The organism is Actinomadura sp. NPDC048032, assembly GCF_040653175.1.
Taxonomy (GTDB): Bacteria; Actinomycetota; Actinomycetes; order Streptosporangiales; family Streptosporangiaceae; genus Spirillospora; species Spirillospora verrucosospora.
The window spans coordinates 1-21,516 of record NZ_JBEZJP010000105.1 but is presented as its reverse complement, the minus strand read 5'-3'; the positions used below and the strand labels follow the sequence as shown (position 1 = coordinate 21,516).

The 21,516-nt window shown below is 71.2% G+C and carries 21 protein-coding genes and 1 pseudogene; 12 read left to right on the top strand and 10 right to left on the bottom strand.

Annotation, left to right across the window (positions count from 1 at the left end; all coding sequences use genetic code 11):
* Positions 1–6: 6 nt before the first annotated feature.
* The 3 genes from AB0C69_RS16690 to AB0C69_RS16680 all read right to left on the bottom strand — a co-directional run bounded on the left by AB0C69_RS16690 (position 7) and on the right by AB0C69_RS16680 (position 2,517).
* Complete coding sequence (locus tag AB0C69_RS16690) at positions 7–795, bottom strand: polysaccharide deacetylase family protein (RefSeq protein ID WP_360354210.1); 789 nt, start codon at positions 793–795, stop codon at positions 7–9.
* Between the two features lie 458 nt (positions 796–1,253).
* Positions 1,254–2,126, bottom strand: coding sequence for a crotonase/enoyl-CoA hydratase family protein (locus AB0C69_RS16685; RefSeq protein WP_345179881.1), 873 nt, complete (start codon positions 2,124–2,126; stop codon positions 1,254–1,256).
* 55 nt (positions 2,127–2,181) lie between these two features.
* On the bottom strand, positions 2,182–2,517 hold the full coding sequence (locus AB0C69_RS16680) for a hypothetical protein (RefSeq protein ID WP_345179879.1): 336 nt from the start codon (positions 2,515–2,517) through the stop codon (positions 2,182–2,184).
* Between the two features lie 45 nt (positions 2,518–2,562).
* On the opposite strand from AB0C69_RS16680, the gene AB0C69_RS16675 reads away from it, so the two are divergent.
* Both AB0C69_RS16675 and AB0C69_RS16670 read left to right on the top strand, forming a co-directional pair.
* Entirely contained in the window at positions 2,563–3,369 is an 807-nt protein-coding gene (locus AB0C69_RS16675; RefSeq protein ID WP_353833354.1) for a methyltransferase domain-containing protein, read from the top strand.
* 22 nt (positions 3,370–3,391) lie between these two features.
* Positions 3,392–4,042: a hypothetical protein gene (locus AB0C69_RS16670; RefSeq protein WP_353833353.1), complete on the top strand. Its 651-nt coding sequence runs from the start codon at positions 3,392–3,394 to the stop codon at positions 4,040–4,042.
* Positions 4,043–4,054: 12 nt separating this feature from the next.
* On the opposite strand, the gene AB0C69_RS16665 is transcribed toward AB0C69_RS16670, so the two are convergent.
* Positions 4,055–5,851 carry a TNT domain-containing protein gene (locus tag AB0C69_RS16665; protein ID WP_360354207.1) on the bottom strand — a complete coding sequence of 599 codons (1,797 nt, stop codon included), beginning with the start codon at positions 5,849–5,851 and terminating at the stop codon, positions 4,055–4,057.
* A gap of 125 nt (positions 5,852–5,976) precedes the next feature.
* Here AB0C69_RS16665 and AB0C69_RS16660 point away from each other — a divergent pair, with 125 nt between their 5' ends.
* Positions 5,977–7,143 (top strand): alpha/beta hydrolase, encoded by a 1,167-nt coding sequence (locus AB0C69_RS16660; protein ID WP_360354205.1) that lies wholly within the window; start codon positions 5,977–5,979, stop codon positions 7,141–7,143.
* Here the strand turns inward: AB0C69_RS16660 and AB0C69_RS16655 are convergent.
* Positions 7,127–8,083: a zinc-binding dehydrogenase gene (locus AB0C69_RS16655; protein WP_345179871.1), complete on the bottom strand. Its 957-nt coding sequence runs from the start codon at positions 8,081–8,083 to the stop codon at positions 7,127–7,129. The two genes, AB0C69_RS16660 and AB0C69_RS16655, sit on opposite strands and share 17 nt — an antisense overlap.
* A 155-nt stretch (positions 8,084–8,238) precedes the next feature.
* Here AB0C69_RS16655 and AB0C69_RS16650 point away from each other — a divergent pair, with 155 nt between their 5' ends.
* The 3 genes from AB0C69_RS16650 to AB0C69_RS16640 all read left to right on the top strand — a co-directional run bounded on the left by AB0C69_RS16650 (position 8,239) and on the right by AB0C69_RS16640 (position 10,117).
* The gene (locus AB0C69_RS16650) at positions 8,239–8,811 is read left to right on the top strand and encodes a hypothetical protein (protein WP_345179870.1); all 573 of its coding nucleotides are present in this window, start codon (positions 8,239–8,241) and stop codon (positions 8,809–8,811) included.
* 20 nt (positions 8,812–8,831) lie between these two features.
* The gene (locus AB0C69_RS16645) at positions 8,832–9,593 is read left to right on the top strand and encodes a hypothetical protein (RefSeq protein ID WP_360354203.1); all 762 of its coding nucleotides are present in this window, start codon (positions 8,832–8,834) and stop codon (positions 9,591–9,593) included.
* 365 nt (positions 9,594–9,958) lie between these two features.
* Positions 9,959–10,117: a hypothetical protein gene (locus AB0C69_RS16640; RefSeq protein ID WP_360354201.1), complete on the top strand. Its 159-nt coding sequence runs from the start codon at positions 9,959–9,961 to the stop codon at positions 10,115–10,117.
* Between the two features lie 516 nt (positions 10,118–10,633).
* Here AB0C69_RS16640 and AB0C69_RS16635 read toward each other — a convergent pair.
* Positions 10,634–11,014, bottom strand: a complete 381-nt coding sequence (locus AB0C69_RS16635) for an ATP-binding protein (RefSeq protein ID WP_360354199.1) — start codon at positions 11,012–11,014, stop codon at positions 10,634–10,636.
* Positions 11,015–11,151: 137 nt separating this feature from the next.
* On the opposite strand from AB0C69_RS16635, the gene AB0C69_RS16630 reads away from it, so the two are divergent.
* The 3 genes and pseudogenes from AB0C69_RS16630 to AB0C69_RS16620 all read left to right on the top strand — a co-directional run.
* On the top strand, positions 11,152–11,934 hold the full coding sequence (locus AB0C69_RS16630; RefSeq protein ID WP_360354197.1) for a helix-turn-helix transcriptional regulator: 783 nt from the start codon (positions 11,152–11,154) through the stop codon (positions 11,932–11,934).
* Complete coding sequence (locus tag AB0C69_RS16625) at positions 11,922–12,101, top strand: DUF397 domain-containing protein (RefSeq protein ID WP_360354195.1); 180 nt, start codon at positions 11,922–11,924, stop codon at positions 12,099–12,101. Before AB0C69_RS16630 ends, AB0C69_RS16625 begins: the two co-directional genes overlap by 13 nt.
* Positions 12,102–12,155: 54 nt before the next feature.
* Positions 12,156–12,295: pseudogene (locus tag AB0C69_RS16620) on the top strand (IS5/IS1182 family transposase); the annotation flags it as partial.
* A gap of 97 nt (positions 12,296–12,392) precedes the next feature.
* On the opposite strand, the gene aac(3) reads toward AB0C69_RS16620, so the two are convergent.
* Positions 12,393–13,238 (bottom strand): aminoglycoside 3-N-acetyltransferase, encoded by an 846-nt coding sequence (aac(3), locus tag AB0C69_RS16615; RefSeq protein ID WP_360354193.1) that lies wholly within the window; start codon positions 13,236–13,238, stop codon positions 12,393–12,395.
* Between the two features lie 347 nt (positions 13,239–13,585).
* On the opposite strand from aac(3), the gene AB0C69_RS16610 reads away from it, so the two are divergent.
* Complete coding sequence (locus AB0C69_RS16610; RefSeq protein WP_360354191.1) at positions 13,586–14,068, top strand: hypothetical protein; 483 nt, start codon at positions 13,586–13,588, stop codon at positions 14,066–14,068.
* A 393-nt stretch (positions 14,069–14,461) separates the two neighbouring features.
* Here AB0C69_RS16610 and AB0C69_RS16605 read toward each other — a convergent pair whose 3' ends face one another.
* Positions 14,462–14,971: a hypothetical protein gene (locus AB0C69_RS16605; protein WP_360354189.1), complete on the bottom strand. Its 510-nt coding sequence runs from the start codon at positions 14,969–14,971 to the stop codon at positions 14,462–14,464.
* A 709-nt stretch (positions 14,972–15,680) separates the two neighbouring features.
* Here AB0C69_RS16605 and AB0C69_RS16600 point away from each other — a divergent pair.
* Entirely contained in the window at positions 15,681–16,070 is a 390-nt protein-coding gene (locus AB0C69_RS16600; RefSeq protein ID WP_360354187.1) for a hypothetical protein, read from the top strand.
* A gap of 108 nt (positions 16,071–16,178) precedes the next feature.
* Here the strand turns inward: AB0C69_RS16600 and AB0C69_RS16595 are convergent, their stop codons facing one another.
* Positions 16,179–16,562 (bottom strand): ACT domain-containing protein, encoded by a 384-nt coding sequence (locus AB0C69_RS16595; protein ID WP_360354185.1) that lies wholly within the window; start codon positions 16,560–16,562, stop codon positions 16,179–16,181.
* 280 nt (positions 16,563–16,842) lie between these two features.
* On the opposite strand from AB0C69_RS16595, the gene AB0C69_RS16590 reads away from it, so the two are divergent.
* Positions 16,843–20,865 (top strand): hypothetical protein, encoded by a 4,023-nt coding sequence (locus tag AB0C69_RS16590; RefSeq protein WP_360354183.1) that lies wholly within the window; start codon positions 16,843–16,845, stop codon positions 20,863–20,865.
* Here AB0C69_RS16590 and AB0C69_RS16585 read toward each other — a convergent pair.
* The coding region (locus AB0C69_RS16585; protein WP_360354181.1) for an endonuclease/exonuclease/phosphatase family protein at positions 20,855–21,516 on the bottom strand (662 nt) is incomplete at its 5' end. The two genes, AB0C69_RS16590 and AB0C69_RS16585, sit on opposite strands and share 11 nt — an antisense overlap.

Below are 21,516 nucleotides of genomic sequence, written 5' to 3'. Positions count from 1 at the left end.
GGCGGGTCAGGGGCTCGGTGAGATGGGCGGGGCGGGGGCCAGGCCGCTCGGCGCCGGGCTGACGGGGCCGCCGGACTGCGGGGCGCCGGGCACGGGGCCCCTGGACGCCGACGAGCCGGGAACCGGGGCGCCGGGCGCCGGGGCGCCGCTCCCGGACGAAGGGCCCGCGGACGGGCGCGCCGGCGGCGGGCTCGTCGCGACCTGGGTGGGCGGCGCCGTCCGCTGGCTGTAGGACGTCCCCGGCGCGAGGCGCTGTCCGGTGAACAGCTCCGAGACGGTCACGAACGTGAACCCGCGTTTGCGCAGACCGTCCACGACCTTGGGGATGGAGTCGACGCTCGGCTTGTGGATGTCGTGGAACAGGACGATGCCGCCGCTCTCCGGCTCCTTGACCCCGACGCGCGTGTCGCGGGCGACGTCGCGGTACCGCCAGTCGAGCGTGTCGACGCTCCAGAGGACCAGCGGCATCCCGATCGCGTGCTCGACGCGCTTGTTCGTGGACCCGTAGGGCGGCCGGACGAGCGTGGGCGTGACGCCGGAGGCGTCCTTCACGGCCTTCTGCGTGCGCTGGATCTGGGACCGCACCTCGCTGGACGACAGGGTCGTCAGGTCAGGATGCGACCAGCTGTGGTTGGCGACCTCCTGGCCTTCCAGCGCCATTCTGCGCACGATGTCGCGATGGGCGCCCACGTTCTCGCCGAGCATGAAGAACGTGGCGCGCACGCCATTGTTCTTGAGCGTGTCGAGCAGCCGCGCCGTGTAGGGGCCGGGGCCGTCGTCGAAGGTCAGCGCCACGCACTTCACCCGGTCGCAGTCGATCTTCCTGGGCGGCGGCGGTGTCGGGCTCGGCGGCCGTGTCGCCGTGGCCCTGCCCTTGATCGCGCCATGCTCCCCGGCGGTCCGTGCTTGCCGCTCGGCATGGCTGCATCCGGCCGCGAGCAGGAGTCCAGCGCCTATGACGGCACAATTCCTCATCCGCACCAGGCACCCCCGTAACGTGTCGCCTCGGGCGGCTTAATACCCTCCGTAACTGATGAGACACGCTTCCCGATGGTCCGGAAAATCAAGATCGTCCTTGGGACGCACCGGGGGATTCCCTCCATCATGCGACAGTCCGCTCCCCGCACATGTCACCGGGGGTCGCGCCAGGCGCGGACGCCCCCCGTCGCCGTGCGACGGGCCTTCCGGTGGCCGAAGGCGGCCATCCGCCGGGGCGTCCTGACGGCTCCTGGCCCTCGCGCGCGAGGGCGTCCTCAGCGGAGGGGCCAGTCGGGGACTTCGGGCGGGAGGTCCTTGCTGACGCGCATCGGGAAGGCGGCGTCGCGCTTCTCCAGGAAGGACGAGACGCCCTCGACGGCGTCGGCGGCGCCGCCGAGCGAGGCCATGAGGCGGGAGTCGGCGATGTGCGCGTCCCACGGGGACGGCGCGGACAGGCCCGACCACATGAGGCGGCGGATCGCGGCGACCGAGACGGCGGAGGTGTTGTCGGCGATCTCGCGCGCGAGCGCGTACGCGGCCGGGAGGAGCTCGTCGGGCGCGTACACGCGGGAGACGAGGCGGCCCGCGAGGGCCTCCCGCGCGTCGAAGATCCGGCCGGTGGCGGCCCACTCCATGGCCTGCGCGATGCCGACCAGGCGCGGCAGGAACCAGCTGGAGGCGGCCTCGGTCACGATGCCGCGCCGGGCGAACACGAAGCCGAACCTGGCCTTCTCGCTCGCGAGCCGGACGTCCATCGGGAGGGTCATGGTCACGCCCACGCCGACCGCCGCGCCGTTGAACGCGCCGATGACGGGCTTGAGGCAGCGGGCGATGCGGAGCGCGACCGTCCCGCCGCCGTCGCGCGGGGTGCCGTCCTCCAGGACGTCGTCCTCCCCCGCGAACATGTCCTTGGACTTGTCCTTGTCGAAGGTGTCGCCGCCGCCGCTCAGGTCGGCGCCCGCGCAGAACGCGCGCCCGGCGCCGGTCACCACGACCGCGCGCACGGCGTCGTCGGCGTCGATCCGGTCGAAGACGTCGAGCATCTCGTTGCGCATGACGAACGTGTAGGCGTTCATCTTCCGCGGCCGGTTGAGCGTGACGGTCGCGATCCCGTCCCGAACCTCGTACTCGATCTCTGCGTACGGCACCCTGCGCACCCTTCTCCAGCCCGGCTGTCAGAATCCGATTCTAGGAAGGGGCCCCTCAGGCGCGGGCTTCGGGGAACATCCGGAGCAGGACGTCCCTGCGCCACTCGGCGAGATCGCGTCCCGGCGGCGGGACGGGGGCCAGCGTGCCGTCGTCCGCCGGCGCGAGGCGGATCTCGACGCCGGGGGCGAGCTCGTCCGGGATCTCCCCCGTGGCGGCGAGGCGCTGCGCGAGGGCGGCGAGGACGCGCGCCCAGCCCTGTCCCAGATAGGGCGGAAGCCCGTCGGCGCGGAGTTCCGGGAGGCCCCTGGCGGCCAGTCCGGAGGTGCGCAGGGCCAGGCCGTCCGGGCCCTCGGCCCCGACGACGCGGATCTCGGACGTGACGTCCGCCACGGCATCCCCACCTCACCATCGGGCGATGTCCGATAAATTATGACAGTGAACTGGGCCGTGACGACGTACGACTCCGCCTTCGGGTATGTGTCCGCGCACGGTGCGCCCCTCGTCGATCTGCTCGATCCGCAGCCCGGCGAGAGGATCATCGATCTCGGGTGCGGCACGGGCTCGTTCAGCGCGGAGATCGCCGAACGGGGCGCCGAGGTGCTGGGCATCGACGGCAGCCCCGAGATGGTCGCGCAGGCGACCGCCATGCACCCGGGGCTGTCGTTCGTCGTCGGCGACGCCCACGACTTCACCGTGGGCGAGTCCTTCGACGCGGTCGCCTCGAACGCGGCCCTGCACTGGATGACCCGCGACCCCGACGCGGTGATCGGCCGCGTGCACGCGGCGCTGCGCCCCGGCGGCCGGTTCGTCGGCGAGCTCGGCGGCGCGGGCAACTGCGCCGAGCTGATCGTCGCGATGCAGACCGCCTGGCGGGTGTTCGGCCTCGGCGAGCCCGAGCTGCCCTGGTACTTCCCGTCGCCGGCCGCGTACGCGACCAAGCTGGAGGAGGCCGGGTTCACGCTGCGGCTGCTGGAGCACGCCGACCGCCCGACCCGGATGACCGAGGGCCCGAACGGCGCCGCCGACTGGGTCCGCGCCTACGCCTCCCGCGCGCTGGCCGACGTCCCGCCGGAGCTGGTCGACCCGCTGCTCGACCGGGTGAACGACCTCGCCGCGCCCGCGCTGCGCCGCGAGTCGGGGTGGGTCGCCGACTACGTCCGGCTGCGGTTCGCGGCCGTCCGCCGGTCGGACGGCGCCGCGCCGACGCCGTTCGGGCCGATGGCCGCCGACCTCCCGCTGTAGGCGCCGCCCTAGGGTGGGAGGCATGCTGCGGCTCCACGACCACCGGACGGGACGGACCGAGGCGCTGCCCGCCGGGCGCGGGCTGCGCGTCCAGGTCGTGGACGGCGCGTACCGCCGCGCGGTCGTCGCCGACCTTCTGCGGCGGGTGGCCGAACGCGCCGGGCGCCGCGTCCTGGCGGTGAGCACGCCGGGAGCCGCGACGGGCCTGGACGACTACAACGTCCAGCCGTTCGAGGTACGCGACGACGTCCTCCCGGACGCCGACGTCTACGTTTCCGAGACGGCCGACAGGGACGCGCTGTGCCTGGCCGTCCCGCAGGAGACCGGAACCTCGCCGGACCCGCTGACCGCGCGCCTGGCGATGCTGGAAGTCCCCTACCGGGAGCCTCTGGAGCTGTCGGCGCCGAGGCTGTCGGCCGCCTCGGAGCGGCTCGCCGGTTGGCGCGGCAAGGTCGCCGAGTGGGCGACGTCCCCGGGGCGCCCGATCAACCGCGAGTACGCGGACGAGGCCGAGGCCGCGCTCGCCGACGACCTCGGCAGCCCCGCCGCGCTCGCCGTCCTGGACCGGCTCGCCGCCGACCCGGACGTCCCGCCGGGAGCGAAGCTGGAGACGTTCATCCACCTCGACCTGGTGCTGGCGCTCGGGCTCGTGTCCGCGATCGGCCAGGCCTGAGCCGCCGCCCGGTCAGCCGCCCCGCACCTCGACGAGGCTGCCGTCGGCGACCAGGTCGGCCATCGACCGCCGGAACACGTGCGCCGTCCCGCCGCCCGGCTGCCCGAACCACGGGACGGCCTTCCCTGTCAGGGTCTCCATGGGCCGCCGCAACCGGTAGACGCGGTACGGGCGGTTCCGCCACTCGGGCGGCAGCGACCGCTGCGGATACGGCGTGCGCGCCGCGTACGCCACGTTGCCGTCCGGGGCGCCGTAGCGGTCGACCTCCGTTCCCGCCGCCAGCTCCATGACGTGGCGGTCGCGCAGCAGCGAGAGCGGCGGCTCCCCCTTGAGCGGCGCGAACGGCCCGTCCCCGGCGGTGTGGCGCGGGTCGAGCAGCAGCCGTCCGAGCAGGTGCGCGGACGCCTGCTCGGCGTCGTCGAAGACGGCCTCCTTGCGGCGCTCGCCGTCGCGCATCTGGAACACCGACCAGCGGCCCGGCCGGGACGTCAGGCACCAGACCCCCTCGGCCACGTCGTTGACGCGGTAGGCGGCGCGGTCGACGCGGAGCTGGTCGAGACGGTGCTGGAGCGTCCCCGCCCAGTCGGGCTCGCGCGGGACGCGTTCGGGCGCGGCGCGTCCGGTGACGGCGGCGTTCGCGGCGTTCATCGTGTCGTCGTCGACGTCGGGGACGCGGAACGCGTTGGCCCTGATGTGCGCGACGAGATCGGGTTCCGGCGGGACGCCGTGCTCGCTCAGGTAGTAGGCCACCGCGCTCGACCACACCCACGTCCCGTCGGTGTGGAAGGTCAGCGGCACCGCCGCCCCGCGCGACGGGTCGAGCCGGTCGGGGGCGTTCGAGCGCGCCGCCATGACGGTCGGGGCCCGCCGCAGGTACTCGGCCACGCGGCCCGCCTCGTCCGGAGGGACGGGCGGGCGCGACACGGCGGGACGGCTCCCGTCCGGGCCCGCGTGGTCGAAGATCCTGGCCCGGCGCAGCCCCGGCCGGGGCGGCGGCGTGCCGGCGACCGGCGCGGGCCGGGGCGGTGGCTCGTCGTCGTGGGTGAAGCTCGCGCGGCAGCGGACCGCCCCGTCCTCGTACAGGACCTCGAAGTCGATCCGGGACCAGGTGGAGCCCTGGAACGCCCTCGTCCCGGCGCGGAGCCGTTCGAGCAGCGCCGCCGCCGCGGCGGGCGCCGTCCAGGACGTCTGGGCGCCGGTGGCCTGGCGGCACGTCAGCGCGGGCATCCCGGCACGCCCGCCGGCCACCCGGTAGTGCCCGGAGACCCGCTCCCACAGCCCGGGCGCGTGGACGGCGACCAGGGTGGAGAGCCGGTCCGACAGCAGCTCCGCCTGCTCGACCGGGTCCATCGGCGCCGGGTCCGGCGCGGACGGCGCGGACGGCTCGCGGCCCTCCAGCCGGTCGCGCAGCCAGTCCGGCACGGCGTCGCCGTCCCTCGGCATGACGGTCTGGTCGCGCCGCCAGGACTCCGCCGGGAGCGGCGGGTCCCACAGCGGGTCGAACTCGCGGTTGTAGAGCGGGCACACCGAACCCGGCTCGATGATCATGACCATCGAGAACCAGGTGCCGCGCTCGGGCCGGTAGTGGGCGCGGCGCAGGTCCGTCAGCAGATCGGTCAGCTCCTCCGGGACGTCCCCGGACAGCTCCATCCGGCCCTCGCCCGTCAGCACCGCCGGCGCGACGACGGCGCCGGCGACCGTCGCGGCGCAGTGCAGGTCGAGCCGCCGCCAGCCGGGCGGGGCCAGCCGCCGGGCGGACTCGGCGACCCGGCTTTCGAGCTCCGCGACGCGGTCGTCCTGGCCCGTCACCGCGCGTCCCTCCGTCCCGATGGCTCCCCCTATGGCACCTGATCGGCAGATTAACCGCACCGGTCGACGTCTTGCGCGCCGCCCCGGGCACTGGCGACGCTCGCGGGAGGCTACTTTCGTATGTCGTGTCCACCGCTGCCCCAGCGTCATCCGTCCCGGCGACCCCCGGCCCGCCGCGCCGCCGGCGTCGCCGCGCCCGCCCGCTGATGTCGGCGGTCGTCACGATCACCGCGCTCCTGTGCGCGCTCGTCGGCGGCATCGGCTGGTACTTCGCCGGCGTCGCCATCGAGGTCGACCACTCCGCCGAGTACCCGCTGACCATCGAGGACGCGGGCAACGGCACCGTCACGCTGCCCCGCGAGCCGGGGACGGAGCGCCCCGGCGCCTGGGCCCTGGTCTGGAAGGGCGGGCGCGCCCTGCTCGGGCCCGTCGTCGGGGGGAACGACCGGCACGTCGTCCGGAAGGTGTCCCCCGTCGAGGGCGCCCTGGTGAAGGACGCCCCCGCGATGATCGACCACTGGATGTACGACGGCGACCCGAAGACGGCGCTCGGGCTGCCGTTCCAGGACGTCACGTATCCGTCCGAGGTCGGGCCCATGCCGGCGTGGTTCGTCCCGGGGACGTCCGACAAGGGCACCTGGGTCATCGGCGTCCACGGGCGCAACGCCGACAAGGCCGAGACCTTCCGCGTCATGCGCACCGTCCACTCGCTGGGCATGCCGATGCTGTCCATCGCCTACCGCAACGACGTGGGCGCGCCCCCGTCGCAGGACCGCCGCAACCATCTCGGCGACAAGGAGTGGCACGACGTCGTCTCCGCCATGGGCTACGCACGCGCGCACGGCGCGACGGGCGTCGTCCTGTACGGATGGTCGATGGGCGGCGCGATGGCGATGACGACGTTGCAGCGGGACCCGTCGTTCGTGCGCGGGGTCGTGCTCGACTCCCCCGTCCTCGACTGGAACGCCACCCTGGACAAGCAGGGCGACGCCCGCCATCTGCCCGGCTTCATGACCGGCATCGCCAAGCGGGTCCTCCAGTGGCGCATCGGCATCGACCTGACCGACTTCGACATGCGCCGGTTCGCGCCCCACCTGCGTACGCCCGTCCTCATGTTCACCACCGAGGACGACTCCACCGTCGCCAACGGCCCCGCCTTCGCCTTCGCCAGGAAGGCGCCGCCCGGCACGGTCACCCACATCCCCACGCCGGGCGACCACACCGAGTCGTGGAACGTCGACCCGGCCGCCTACGAACGCTCGCTGATCGCGTTCCTCACGAGGGTCGGCTGACCTCCAGGAGGGTCTTGCCGACGGTCCCCCGCGACTCGATCAGGGCGTGCGCCTCGGCCGCGCCGTCGAGCGGGAACCGCTGCCCGATCACCGGCGTGAGCCGTCCGGCCGCCGCCTCGCGCAGCGCGTGCTCGGTGAACTCCCGCATCTCCTCCGGCGTGGCCGAGGGCCAGACCAGCGTCACGCCCGCCTCCCGGGCGTCCTCCTCGGGGATGTTCGCCCCCTCCCCGCCCGCCAGCCCGAAACTGACCATCCGCCCGCCCTTCCTGAGCAGCCCGAACGCCGCACGGGCCACGTCGCCGCCCACCCCGTCGAACACGACGTCCACCGGCCCGGTCTTCTCCGCCCAGCCCGGCTCGCCGTAGTCGACGGCCTCGTCCGCGCCCAGCCGCATGGCCAGTTCCGTCTTCCGCTCACCCCGCGCGGCCGCGACGACCGTCGCCCCCTGCGCCTTGGCGAGCTGGACGAGGAGCGTCCCGACCCCGCCGGCCGCCGCCTCCACCAAGACCCGTTCGCCTTCGCGAATCTGGGCCGCGCGCGTCATCATCGTCGCCGTCCGCCCGTCCGCGAGCAGGGCCACCGCGTCGTCGAGCGCCAGGCCGTCCGGCACCTCGAACAGGCCCTTCGCGTCCACGGCGGCCTTCTGGGCGTAGCCGCCGGTGCCGCCGGTGCTGCTGACGACCCGCCGGCCGACGAGCGTCCCGTCCACCCCGTCCCCGACCGCCGTGACCACTCCGCCGACCCCGTTGCCCGGGATCATCGGCGGCTCCCAGCGAACCGGCATCGGACCGGTGCCCGACCGCATCTGCGTCTCCACGAACGTGATGTTGGCGAACTCCACCTCGACCAGCGCCCGCCCCTCACCCGGCACGGGGTCGGGCGCGTCACCCGCGACCAGGACCTCCGGCCCGCCGAACTCCCTCAACCACACAGCACGCATATCCGGCTCCTTCCATCAGCGCTCCCCCAGAAGCCTGGTACCTCAAGCAAGGTCGAGGTCAAGCGGGACGCAACGAATCCCTTTTCTCGCCCCACGCATCTCTGTAAGCTTTCGCGCGTATTCGGCCCGTTGTCTGCTGCCGCTCAGGGATGGCGATGCGCATTCGTTCCTCCCCTCTGGGGCCTCGCCGCGCCGCCTGCCTGACGGCCGTCCTCGCCGTGTGCACGGCCGCCGGATGCGGCTCGTCCGGCTCGTCCGCCAGCGGCGAACTCTCCCCCAACGGCCGGTTCGACACCGGCGGCACTCCCGCCGCCACGCCCACCGCGGTCTCGACGGACCAGCTCTTCAAGACGGTTCTCGCCCGCTACCGCGCCTACCAGGCCGCCTACCAGAAGGCCTACGAGAAGAACGACCCCGCCGGCCTCGCCGACGTCGCCATGGACCCCCTCCTCACCGAGGTCACCGACGACGTGGAGGCCACCAAGGCCCAGGGCCACATCTGGCGCTTCGCGAAGACCCTGAACCCCCGGGTCTACGCGGTCTCCAAGGACCGCTCGAAGGTCTACCTCATCGACTGCGTCAACACCGTCGCGGGCTACCGCTTCTCCGCCAAGACGGGCAAGCGGACGGGCGGAGGCAAGGGCGGCGCCTACCTCTACCGCTACACCGTCCAGTACGACGGTGATGCCTGGAAGGTCGCCGCTTCCGTCCGGGACCGCACATGCTGACATCCCCCAGAGGACACGCGATGTCTCACACCCCCACCCGGCGCCGCGTGGCGTCGGGCATCACCGTGGCGGCAGCCCTTCTCTCCACTTTCGCGGCCCCGGCCGAAGCCTTCGCCGACGGATGCGGCGTCGCGAACCAGGGCCTCGACTGCAACCTGTCCGGCGTCACCGGCGGACGCGGCGGCGGAAACAGCGGTGGAAACGGTGGAAACGGATCGGGCGGCGTGAGCGGCCCGGTGGCCCCGCCCGCCCCCGAGGGCCTGACCGACAACCAGGGCGTGGACGGCATAGACGTCCCCGGAGGCAACGCGCCGCCCGCCGCCCAGCCGCCCGACGTCTGGACGATGATGCTGCGGGCCAGGGCCTCGGCCCCGTTCCCCGTGCCGACCGCCTACACGGCCCCCAAGGACAAGACCTTCGTCCGGCTGCGGACGAACCTCTGGGTGGACGGCTTCACCGTCGTGAAGACCGACCCGATCTCGGAGGGCGGCGTGACCGTCCAGGCGACGGCGACCCCTTCGTCCGTCGCCTGGGACCTCGGCGAGGACAAGATCACCTGCGACGACGCGGGCAGCGAGACCGGAAAGACCTGCGGCTACACCTACGAGCGCTCCTCCACCGGCCAGCCGGGCGGCACCTGGCAGATCACAGCGACGATCACCTGGAAACTCGCCTGGACCTGCACGGGCGCCCCCTGCGGCGGCGGCCTCGACGACTACACCATGACCTCCGAGCCCACCCCCCTGGCCGTCAGCGAGATCCAGACCAACACCCACAACTGACCCGCACCCGGCCTCCGGAACCACAGCCTTCCGCAGCGACGACGCGGACGGCTGCGGGCTGCCCGAAGCCGTATCTCGCTCCTCCGGACTTCGTCGGCAGCCGCTGACCTGCAACGCCACGCGCGACGGCCGGCCTCTTGGCGCTCGAACTCTTCCCCGTCCGGCGGGCCCTGCGTCCCTTCGGCAGTCTCGTCCAGACGTCCACAAGGACGCACCGAGATCTCGCCGCCGAGTAACTGTTCACCGGGACATCTCATCTGCCCACCGTGACGCGTCTCACTGGACATTCGCTACCCACCCCGGACGATTATCGATGTCGGCTCTTAGCGCCGACCTTAGGAAGCGAACAAAAGGAGGAACAGACGATGGCGAGGGAGTTCAACTTCAACCCGCCGGACCTCGGCGACGACGAGGAGCGTAGCCGGCCGCGGCCGGGCACGCGGCAGCAGGAAACCGACCAGCAGGCGGCGGAGCGTCAGCAACGCGCCTTCGAGCAGCAGACGACCATGCCCGACCAGGAGTGAACGGCAGGGTGAACCTGCCCTAGCCCTGGCGGCCGTGGAACCACTTTCGAGGGGCGACCGGTGCTCACCGCACCGGCCGCCCTTCCTTCGCGTCGCGGCATAGACGCGCTGCAAAAACCTCACTCCCCTGATCTCGGCATCCGTCGCCCCGAAAGGCGCGGGCAGGACGGCGCTGACCGCCTCTTCAGGCAGTGACACCAAGGTGCCTTCCCCGCCGCTTCCGGACGGCTGCACGCACTACCCGCAGAGCACCGCACCACCATGGACCGCCCCCTGGTTCAGGCGTTCCGCATGACGCATCCGGTCGCGGCGTCGAGGATCCGTTCGCCGCTACCCGGACTCGCTCCTCTGCAAGGCGGGACGGGAATGGAGACTCACCGTCCATCGCCGCTTGCAGAAGGCTCAGAGAAGACGAACGGATGAGAACGCGCCCCTTGGCCTGCCACATGCCATGGTTCAGGGAAATTTCCCAGGACGAGTAGCGTTCGCGTAGGGCAACCAGTGCGTCGGCCTCGTTCACGACGTGCTTTCAGGCAGAAGTGCCCACACGGCCTTCCCGCCGCCTCCGAGTGGCTGCGTACCCCATTCCTTGACGAGAACATCCAGCATCGCCAGCCCACGCCCGTCCTCGCTCAGCAGGGCCGCGTGCCCCGCCATCGGTAGGACGTTGGAAGAGTCGAAGACCTCCACGACCGTTCCCTTGTCCGCCTGGACGACCCGCACGGTCGTGGTCGCGCTCCTGGTGTGCCGCAAGACGTTCGTCACCAGTTCCGACACCACGACCTTCGCCAGGTAGGCGTCCTGCCCCCACTCCCCCAGAACGGCCCCGACCCAATCCCGAGCCACCTTTACCGACTCGGCCCTGACCGGCACCACGATCTCCGCGGGGCACTCCATTAACGATCACCTCCGACTTTCGATAACTCCCCGCACAGAATCCACTCCAAGGCGTAATGTGACGATGCAAGCTCCTGGACGCACACCGAGGACTCAAAATCACTTAATTCCAGTTCAGAGCCACTGGAGGTCCCGTCATGGCCAAGCGCAAGCCGTCCCCCGCCCTGAAGGCTTTCGGCGCGGAAGTCAGACGCCTGCGCGAAGACGTCGGCATCACCCGGACCGAACTCGCCAACCGCATATCGGTGACGCCCTCGTACGTCTCGCAGGTCGAGAGCGGCAACACCCGCTGCCGCAACGACTTCGCCCAGCGTCTGGACCAGGCGTTAGGCACAGGCGACCAGCTCACGACGGCCTGGACCAAGCACCTCCGCGCGGCGAGCTACCCGAAGTTCTTCGCCGACTACTCGGAAGCCGAAGCGACAGCCGACCTCCTCCGCGCTTACGAGGCAACCTTCGTGCCTGGGCTCTTTCAGACGAAGGAGTACGCTCAGGCCCTCCTCCCGAGCGAGGCCGCCGTCGAGCGGCGTCTCCTCAGGCAACAGATCCTCTCCCGCGAGACCCCGCCCAGGCTTATAGTCGTTATGGATGAGAGTGTCCTCGTGCGCGATGTGGGCGGCCCTGAGGTGATGCGTGGACAGTGTGAGCACTTGCTGAAGGTGTCGCAACAGAAGAACGTCACCCTCCAGATTGCGCCGATCGCTTACTACCGCGGCATCTCCGGATCTTTCAACATCGCCACGCAGCCCACTCGCGAAGAACTCGTCTATCTGGAGACTTCGCCCGGAGGGATCACATCCGACGACCCACAGGATATCTTGCACGTCATCGGTGCGTTTGCGGAGTTGCAGGCGCGTTCCATGAGTGTCGGCGACACTAGCAAATTCATACGAAAGGCGATTGACCGGTGGATGATGTGACCTGGCGCAAGTCGCGGCGCAGCAATGACCAAGAGGGAGCGTGCGTGGAGTTGGCGACTCTCGTCGAAGGGATTGGGGTCCGAGACTCCAAAGACCCGGACGGGCCGAGAATCCTGCTCGCCCCGGTCGCGTTCCGCGCGCTGCTCGCGGACCTCAAGCAGCGATAAGGCCAGACGGAACCGCCGGGCGGGACCGGTGCCGCCGAGCCGGACGACCACGGGCTCGGCCGCTCGCGGGGTGGGCTGACCACCAAGTTGCACCTGGCTGTCGAGCAGGGGCAAAGCCGTTGGCGCCGGCGCTGACGGCCGGGCAGCGGGGTGACTCGCCGCAGTTCGAGGCAGTGCTGGAGCGCATCCGGGTCGCCCGGCCCGGCGGCGGGCACCCGCACGACCGTGCAGATCGCCGTGATCAGTGAGTGGCTGTGATCACGTGCCAAGGCGCTGGCCATCGCCGGCCGATCACGCGAGTTTGCTCTCGATCCAGTTGACGCCGAACCTCACGACGTCGGCCGCCTCGAACAGGTAGCTGGTTGCGGCGCCGACCTGGCCTTGTCGTCCGTGCCCGGCAGTGAGCATGTCGCGGGCGATGACCTCGAAGGGATCTTGCCCCTTGGACACGACCGGGGTGTAGTCGAAGGCACCGTCCTCGGAGTCGATGTCCCGAAAGCGCCGCCAGACGCGCTCGCCGTCCACGGTGATGGGCTGTTGGTAGTCGACAAACCGCTTCCCCGGCGCCTTGGCGAGGGCCTCTGCGTGGTGCAGGAGCGTCAGGGTGTCCAGCGGTGCGCCCAGCAACAGCACCCGGCCGCCCCTGGCGGCCAGACGGGCCAGCGGACTGTCGGGACCATGTGGGTCATCCCACGGATGACCATCCATCAGGACGTGGGCCGCCGGGCCGAGAGCGGCGAAACTGGCGTCGGGATGACGACTGCGGACCGCACCCGGCCACCGGCGCAGCGCCTCGGGCAACCGGCCGTTGTTGTGGTCGGCCTCACTGAACCGCAGGTCGTAGGCCGGATGCTCGGCGCGCAAAGCGTCCTGCCACTCTCCGGGCCAGTCGGTGAAGTCGTAGGGCGGCGCGTCGTTCCAGCCGCAGGTGACCATCAAGGTGCCCGTCACGCCGACCGTGTCCCGCAGCGCATTGATGATCGTCTGGGGACCACCGGCGACGTAGCCCAGCGCCGACATCCGGGTGTGGAACATCACGACGTCGCCCTCGGCCAGGCCCAACCCACCCAGATCGCGGACGAGCCTGCTGCGGGTGACTGGACCATGGGAGCGCTTGAGGAGGTCGAGCTCATCCATGATCGAAAGGTATGCGCAGCCTCCGCAACTGGCCACACGCTTTTGAACCACGCCCGAGGCCCTGTCCGGTGAGTCTTGGTGGCCGGCCCCCTGCCCCCGCTCGGGCGGCGAGCAGGGCGGCGGACGACACCGGTGGCGTAGGCCGGGGCCCGGCGCGGCAACGGATCAGCACACACCGAACTGCCGCTGAAAAAGGCTCAGTGTGAGTCTGCACCGCCCATGCGGCATCTCTGCGGGCGGGAATACCCGGAATCCCCCTCGCGCCAGGGGCGGGGGCGCCCTGCGGGCTTGACATGCGGTGGGCCGCGTCCGGAAGAATCGGAGGCCGGCGTGATTGATCATGATGTGTGGAGGCTTTCATCAACGAGTGGGCGCGGAAGTGGCTGCCTGTACACCTGGAGCGTATGGAGGAGAAGCTTCCGGATACGGTGACCTCTCGGGAGACCTGGCGGTGGCTCGCCCATCCGAACCTGATCGACCACGTTGTGCGAGCTCCGGTCCCGGTCACGCCCGGGCGGATTGTGCATCACACTCAGACGTTCGGGCAGCTGTTCCTGATGGTCAGTTCCTTCCCGTCGGCGAACTTCCGGAAGATTCGCAAGAAACTGCTTCCGGAGGGTTACCTGGCGATGCTGGATCCGGTGATGCACTCGTCCGGTTTCTCCAGCGGCTCGGTCGACCTCGCGCATTGGCTGCTGTTCAAGGACGAGGACGGCAGCGCGCTGGTGCTGCTTTGCTACCTGGCGGCCAACCGGGAGGCGATCCCGCTGCTGCCGTTGGAGTTGCTGTCCTCCAAAGAACGCCGCCAAGTCGGTACTTACATCATCTGATGCCATGAGGAGCGGGGCCTCCGATCCTCGTGACGGTTCCAGTGTCCGGACGGACACCAGCATCATCACGCCAATCCGCTCAAGGAATGGTGGCCGTTATTTTCTTAGTGGCCCGCACGAGGGCCGCTGGCCTTCGGGCCCCGGCATGCCTGACCCTTTTTCATCCTCAGGTGAGCTCGCAACATGAGCCGCAGGCAACCGAGAAGTCTCGCCGGGCGTACCGCGTCGCGGCCGCTACTGATGATGCCCAGCGAGGTCGGCGGTGAGGCCGCCTCGCTGGGCATCGGGGTTAGGCATGGCGCGGTCGTCTGGGTGGCCGTGCCATGTTTATGGGTGGGAGCAGGACGTGGTCAGTTCCGCTCCTGAAAAATAGTCCGCTAGAGACTGCGTCCCTTAGGACAGCCCGGCCGCGCCGAGCGCGATCACGCCGAGCACCATGCTGACGATCGCGAGCCTTTGGTAGGCGAACTTGATGCTCACCAACCTGCTCTTGACCTTGATGTCGTCTTCGCGCACCTCATCGAACGTGAGGGGCGCCTTGCCCCTGCCCGGAGGGGTGTACTGGTGCTTGCCTCGCAAGAACGCGATGAGCCGGCCAGGGCCCAGAGCGGCATAGACCCTGAAGGTCGCCTTGGAGTTCGGGCGGGCCGGCCAGGCCACCTTGAGAAGCAGCACCAGGACGGCGAGTGCGAAGAACACACCGGCCGTCTGGCCGAAGATCTGTGAGAGTTTTCCAGCCTTGTCGAATGCGGTGAAGCCGGCGACGGCTCCACCCAGCGCCAGCGCCATGAACATGCTGGACTTGTTGTCGATACGCGTCAGCTCGGCCAAGAGCGCGGTGCGCTCGGTGTCGAGCTGGTTGGGCATCTGACCGACAGCGGCCTCGATGGACGGCTTGGCCACGACCGATTCCCTCGCCGGGCGCATCCGCTGCGGATTCCGAACACGTCCCCCCTGACCCGCGGAAACGGGACGGAGGGCGGACCGCCGGGACCCGTGGACGTGCAAGCGGGAGACTGGAGTGAACGTGGACATGATCGTGTACCCCTTTTGATTTGCAGTGACTCGATACCCATAGCCTAGAGGAAATCCGCAGCCCGCCGCGCAGAACCACGCCGAGAGCAGTGGGTGGCGTTGCGGCTACCGCCAAGGCCTCGGCAAAGCGTTACAGAAAGACGGACTCGTGTTCGCCAGGCGTTAGCGCGTAACGCTTGGATGTGTCGCCGACCGCGCTGAAGAGCGTTACCGAATTCAGCTTGATGGGATCAGGAGCGGCGGCCTGGCGTGCGACCTGCGGGCCGGTCCCGGCCAGGGACGATCATCTCTGGAGCGCGTCTTCAACTCAGCACGGGCGCCACACGAATCAAGGGAGATGACCACGACCAAGCCGGTCAGCGCCGAACTGGCTTCATCACTGGGGGGTGCTCCACAGCGATGCCTCAATGGTCGGGAAGAGCGTGGTTGTCGCGCCGTCGGCTCTCGCGTCCAGAATGGGACGGAGGTGGGGATTTGGTTGCGAGGTGGGGCGGGAACCGTTTGACTGACCTGCCGTGGGCTGGATCAGACGTTCTCCACGCAGCGCCCGGACCGACACGGCTGGGAGGCGTGCGCCTTGGTAGCGTCACTGATCGCCCTCGCCCTGCTGGTCGCGGTCATCGTCTCACTCGTCTGGCTCGGCGGGAGGGCACTGCGCGGCCACTCGGCGCGGCAGGCCGAGCTCCGGGCCCTTCGGCAGCAGGCCGTGCAGGAGCTCCGCCTTCGGGATGGGCGAGACGGCCACCTCGCCTTTGTCGAGCGCGTCTACCAGCGCGCCAGGACGGGCGCCAAAGCGATCATTGTCTGGGACGCCACCGGCAACCGCCAGGACGCGTGGTTTCACGACTGGCCCAACATCCCCGCCGGAACCTACCTTCTCCTCGTCGGAACCACCGGCTACGGCCCCCATAACCACAACCCCCGGGTCTACTACGTCCGCCGCCACCAGGTGCTCACCATGATCTGAGCGGCGCGAACCCCTGAGGTGACGCGGTGAGGCAGAGCCGGTGCCGCGAGCGTGCGGGCCACCCCGAGCTTCCTGAATTCGGGCGCGCCCACCCGGCTCCACGACAGGTCATTCGGCCACCTGGTGGCCGGCGCGGCGGAGTACGGTGACGGCTTCCTCAAGGCGGTCGGACGGGACGAGCACCAGGTCGCCGTCGTAGCTCGCGGCGGTCCAGACGGGGAGCTCACCGGCGGCGAGCGGCGCGACGATGGCGCTGAGCATTCCCGTCGCTTCCGGGTCGTGCGCGTCATCGCCGTTCCACAGGGCCGCCCAAGCGTCCTCGGCCGTGTCGTCGCGCCGCATCGCCGCGCCTCCGTCCGGGCCGAGCACGAGGGCGAGCAGGTCGGATCCGAGGGCGACCGTGCGGACGTCGGAGACTCGCTCTAGAACGAAGCGGCCCTCCAGCACGCGCAGGTTCTGAGTTCGAGCGGCCGGCATCGAGCTGCCATTCACAGAGTCCTCCAATTGCGTCGCAGCGATCCCGAGCGGTGGCCGCCGGGCGGCACCGAGGGGAACCGCCCCGATGAAACCATGTCGCACATCCGCAATTCCAAGCATCGGCCGCCGGGAGTAGGTCTCTCGCGTCCGGTGCTCACGGAGACCACGGGAATTGTTCGCCCCCAGGGACACGGCCCGCCCCTGACCGACCCCTGGCGCCCTCGGTTCGGTGGCCGATGTCGGTCATCGTGCGTACGCTGGCCCGTCAAGATCGAGATGGGGGGCCGCGGGGCTTATGGGGTGGCGGATCGAGGCCGGCGGGTACACGGCGGAGTTCACGGACGATCTGGAGATCGTCTACCGCAACCCGCGGGGGCGGAGGCTCCAGCAGGCTCCCGAGCAGTTGGGGGGCGCGCCCGGCCTGGCCGGGATGTACACGGTGCGGCGGTACCTGAAGCGCCACCAGGAGCAGTGCGGCGAATCGGCGCGCTCGTGGGCGGCTGAAGGGGTCGCCGTCCCTCGCGCCCTGGCAGACGTCGACCCGTTCTGGGCGGAGGCGCTCGACGAAGCGGGTGTCACGCTCACCACGGAGCCGGTCGAAGGCGGGCTGTGCGCGCGGACCTACGCCGGCCCCGACGACCGCAGGCTCACCCAGGTGCTTGGCGAGTCGGCCGTCCGCTACCGCGACATGCTGATGGCGGTGGACGGGTGGGAGCCGGAGGGCCTGTTCGAGACCGGCCTCCCCGCCCCCTACGCCAGCGTGGTCCCCTTCCCCGAGCGCGTCATCGAGGCGCACCCCGAAGCGGAGCGGCTCGCGGCGGAGAAGGTCCACACCTTGGAGCTCCGGACCGGTGGCTGGCGCTCCTTCTACAAGCCGGCCGTGGAGGAGATCCTGGCGGATCTGGAGGAGTCCGCGCCCGCGCTCCTGATCACCCTCCTGGACGCGGTGGCCGATGCCGCCCTCACCCACGACGAGCCGAACCTGGCCTCCGCGTGGTTCGGCCGCGCGCGCAAGCTGGAGCGGACGCTGGCGCACCGTCCCGATCCGGAGTGGCTGGCCGACCGCTACGAGGAGCACGCGGAAGTGCTGTCCGCGACGCTCCTGCGGGGGTGGGCGCGCGACCTGGCCGCCAAGGGCGCGGCGACGGCGGAGGGCCTTGCCCGCTTCCGCGACGTGATGGTGTGGAGGGTCGAAGCCGGCGGCGACGTCTATCCGCAGCTCGCCGCCGACCTCCGGAAGATCGCCAAGGCCGCGGGGCTGGACCCCGAGGAGGAGCTCGCGGAGTTCCTGCGGTCCGTCTTCGCGGCGGACGAGGTGTCGCTGAGCGACGACGCGTTCTGGACCGACGCGCTGAAGGGCCGCGCCATGGACCTGGTGTCCGGGCCGGAGGCGGCGCGGCCGGTGCTGGAACTGCGCCCGGCATATCCGTCCCAGGGACCGCTGTGGCTGAAGCTGCTCGAACGCAGCGGCGCACTGGCGATGCTGACCGGGGACGCCCCCGGCCTCCAGCGCGGGGACGCCGCCGCCTGGCTGGTCGCCTGCGTGCAGGGACCTCAGTGGAGGGACCCGCTCGGCGAGTTCTACGAGGTGGCCGAGCGGATCGCCCCGCGGCTCGCGTCCGACGGGGTGCCGGTGGCGTTCCGCTTCTGGCGGCTCGACGAGACCGGCCGCAGGAGGACGCCGCTGGACATGATCGACATGCTGCTGGAGCACGGCGTCCCCGTCGCCGACCCGCCGGAGCGCCTCGGCCCCGCGTTCCTGCCCGACCTGGTGATCGACCGCCGCCCCGAGCTGCGGCACGTCCTGGCGGACGAGCGGTTCGCGCGGGAACTGCGCGCCCGCGCGCGGGGCGACCTCGACATGACCGTCGGGGACCAGGCGTCCAACACCTGGTACGAGCCGCACGAGACCAAGGGGTGGGGCGCGCTCCCGGGGCTGTTCGACAACCCGATCGGCCACGAGGAGCTGCGCGCCTGGTGCGCTCGCGAGCGCGCCCTGCTGCGTGAGGGCGTCGACCTGTTCGGGCTGCGGATGCTGCTCGCCCGGTTCGTGCACGTGGGCGCGGCGGTGGACCTGCTGCTCAAGGACGCCGAGGCGGCGCGCGAGTTCGCGGCGGTGGACGTCATGGCGCTGCTCATGGCCGACCTGCCGGAGGAGTTCACCCGCGAACGGGTCGAGGAGCTGCTGAAGCTCCTGGAGCCCCACTACATCAACCGCTCGGTGTCGGGGCCGAACTTCGTCGCGCTCTCCAAGGCGCTGCCGGAGCTGAAGGAGCGGGACAGCGAGACCTTCGCCAGGGTCGCGTTCTCGCTGGTCACGGCGGTCAACTGCCGGGTGGGGCTGGAACGGCTCGTCCGCCGCCTCACTCCGGGAGCGGAGACGAAGGAGGCGGCCCCGGCGCAGAACGTCGACCCGGTCGTGCGGCAGTGCGGCTGGCTCATGGACCTGGCGGGCTCCGGCACGCCCGTCTGGGACGGCGACATGGGCACGCCGAGCGGGAAGTTCGACGGCAACATGATCGGCCTGGAACTCCGGCCGAACCACGTCAACACCGCCGCGTACACCGGCGTCCCGTCAAGGTCGAGGGCGCGTTCGTACCAGAGGCCGGCCGCCTACGGGACCTACCCCTTCGTGTCGGGCGAGCCCGGCCGCTGGCGGGTGGTGCGCTGCGAACTGCCCGAGGACACGAAGGGCGGCAAGGCCACCCCTGGGATGGCGTTCCGCACGACCACGTCCGTCGCCCTGGTGGTGAGCGCACAGTATGGGGTGCCCCCCGAACGAGTGCTCCTTGAGTACGCGCCTGAAGGGAAGTTCGCCGAGGAGGGCCCGCTGGCGGCGGCCGGTGCGCGCCTGCTCGACGCCTGCGTCCTGGAGCCGGTGCGCTCCGGCGCCTGGTTCGCGCGCTTCAGTGAGCTCTGGCGCGAACGGGACCGCCCCACGGTGAGCCCTGAACTGGCGGCCGTGTTCGCGGAGAAGACGGGCCTGTCGAAGGCCGAGGCGGCCGTCGTGCTCCAGGGGGCGTTCCTGTCCGCGCCGTACCAGCTGGGCGAGGACGACCCCGTCCGGCTGGTCCACTTCGGTTCGGGGTGGAACTCGCAGGCGGACGAGGTGAAGGAGGGCCTCAGGGCCCTGCGGCCGGCCGAGTTCTACACCAGGCTCTACGAACGGCTCCTGCCGGACGACCCGGAGGAGCTGTGGACGTCGGGCCCGGCGGTCGACCGCGCGCTCGCGTGGTGCCAGGAGGAATCGGGGACCCCGCTTCCCGTGCCGACCGGGCTCCTGCCCCGCGCGCACAAGGAGATCACCCAGCCCAAGTGCGAGATTCCGCTGCCACGCGCGGGTCTCAAGGCCCCGTGGCCGTGGCGGAGCGGCCGGCCGCCGCTGCGGCTCTGGGCGCTCATCGGCCGCGTCGCCGCCGGCGCGGACTGTCTCGCGGACACCCCTCTCTTCTCCGGCGAACCGGACCCGCTGGCCCTGCCGCGCGTCGCCGCCTGGCTCGCCTACCGGACCCCGGCCGGCGATCCGCTGCGGCCCGCGATCGGCGCCGCGATCTCCCGGCTGCGCGAGGCCGCCGGGCCGCGCACCCTGTTCTCGCTGCAGAGCAACCACCTGATGGGCGACCCGCCGCCCACCGGCGTGCTCACCGGCCATCCGGCGGTGACGCTGGTCGAGGACGACGTCTTCCGTCTCCGCCACCTGCGGGTGGATCCCGCCGCGGTGAAGGGGCCGGACGACCCGCTGCTCGACGCCCTCGACGACTACTACGACGCGACCCTGCCGTCCCAGGCGGTGCCCGGCGATTCCGGGCTCCCCACGCTAGCCGACCTGCGTCTCCTGCTCAGCGACGACTTCGCCGCGCTCGGCGCGCACCTGGCCTCCGACGCGGACCTGGCGCCGGGCTGGGAGCAGCATCCGGCACGCTCGGTGCCGCAGCTGCTGGAGGAATGCGCGGAGACCCACCGGCTGGGCGAGGACGCGGCGGCCCTCTACCTGATGCTGCTCGCCCTGCCCGACCCGTCCGACCGCAACGTGAAGGAGTGGACCGGCTGGAAGCCCGCCCGCTTCAAGGCGGCGGTGGCCGAACTCGGCGGCTCGGGGCTCGTGCTGAGCGCCACCCGGGCGCGTGCGGGGCGCTCGCTGTTCGTGCACGGCGCTTGGCGGGAGTACAAGGCGCCGCGCCTCCCCATCGAGGTCCCGAAGATCCGCCTGATGCCGCTGGCGGACGAGCACCGGTCCCTGGCGAACATGGCCGCCGTCCCGTCCGGCCCCGTCCCCGCCCTCTTCGAGCACGCCTGGAGGAACATCCTCACCAGCTGATCGCGGCCGCCACCGGCAGGTGATCGCTGCCGGTGGCGGGCAGGACCCGCGAACTCCTCGGCTCCACGCCGCGGACGAGGATCTGGTCGATCCGGGCGACCGGGAAAGCCGCCGGCCAGCTGAAGCCGAAGCCGTCCCCTGCCTCGTCCTGGGCGGAGCGCATCTGCGAGGTGATGGAGGCGAACGCGCGGTCGTCCTCGGTGCCGTTCAGGTCGCCGAGCAGCACCACCCGCTCGTTCCGCTCGGCGGCGATGGCCTCGCCCAGCGCCTGCGCGCCCCGGTTCCGGTGGACCGCCCAGAAACCCGCCCGGGGGTTCACGCGCACGGACCCCAGGTGGGCCACGTACACCGCCAGCGGTCCGTGTTCCGTGGCCACGGTGGCGCGAAAGGCCCGGTTGTCCTTCATCTTGACGTCGGCCGGTTTGGTCTCCCCCAGCGGCCCGGCGTCCGTCTTGATGTCGACCGGCCGGGTGTCCGACAGCGGCAGCCTGCTCCACAGCCCGACCGTGCCCTGCACCACGTGGTACGGGTACGTCTCGGCCAGCTCCCTCTCGTAGACGCCAGTGACGAGGAGGTCGAGCGCCGCGTCCAGATCCGCACCACCCGGCAGGAGCGGTTCACCTCCCCGGACGCGCCGACGCTGTGGGCCGT

Coding starts and splice junctions, on each gene's coding strand:
- AB0C69_RS16590 (WP_360354183.1), top strand. CDS start 16,843: ATGGGGTGGCGGATCGAGGCCGGCGGGTACACGGCGGAGTTCACGGAC.
- AB0C69_RS16645 (WP_360354203.1), top strand. CDS start 8,832: ATGTCTCACACCCCCACCCGGCGCCGCGTGGCGTCGGGCATCACCGTG.
- AB0C69_RS16635 (WP_360354199.1), bottom strand. CDS start 11,014: ATGGAGTGCCCCGCGGAGATCGTGGTGCCGGTCAGGGCCGAGTCGGTA.
- AB0C69_RS16650 (WP_345179870.1), top strand. CDS start 8,239: ATGCGCATTCGTTCCTCCCCTCTGGGGCCTCGCCGCGCCGCCTGCCTG.
- AB0C69_RS16670 (WP_353833353.1), top strand. CDS start 3,392: ATGCTGCGGCTCCACGACCACCGGACGGGACGGACCGAGGCGCTGCCC.
- AB0C69_RS16655 (WP_345179871.1), bottom strand. CDS start 8,083: ATGCGTGCTGTGTGGTTGAGGGAGTTCGGCGGGCCGGAGGTCCTGGTC.
- AB0C69_RS16630 (WP_360354197.1), top strand. CDS start 11,152: ATGGCCAAGCGCAAGCCGTCCCCCGCCCTGAAGGCTTTCGGCGCGGAA.
- AB0C69_RS16640 (WP_360354201.1), top strand. CDS start 9,959: ATGGCGAGGGAGTTCAACTTCAACCCGCCGGACCTCGGCGACGACGAG.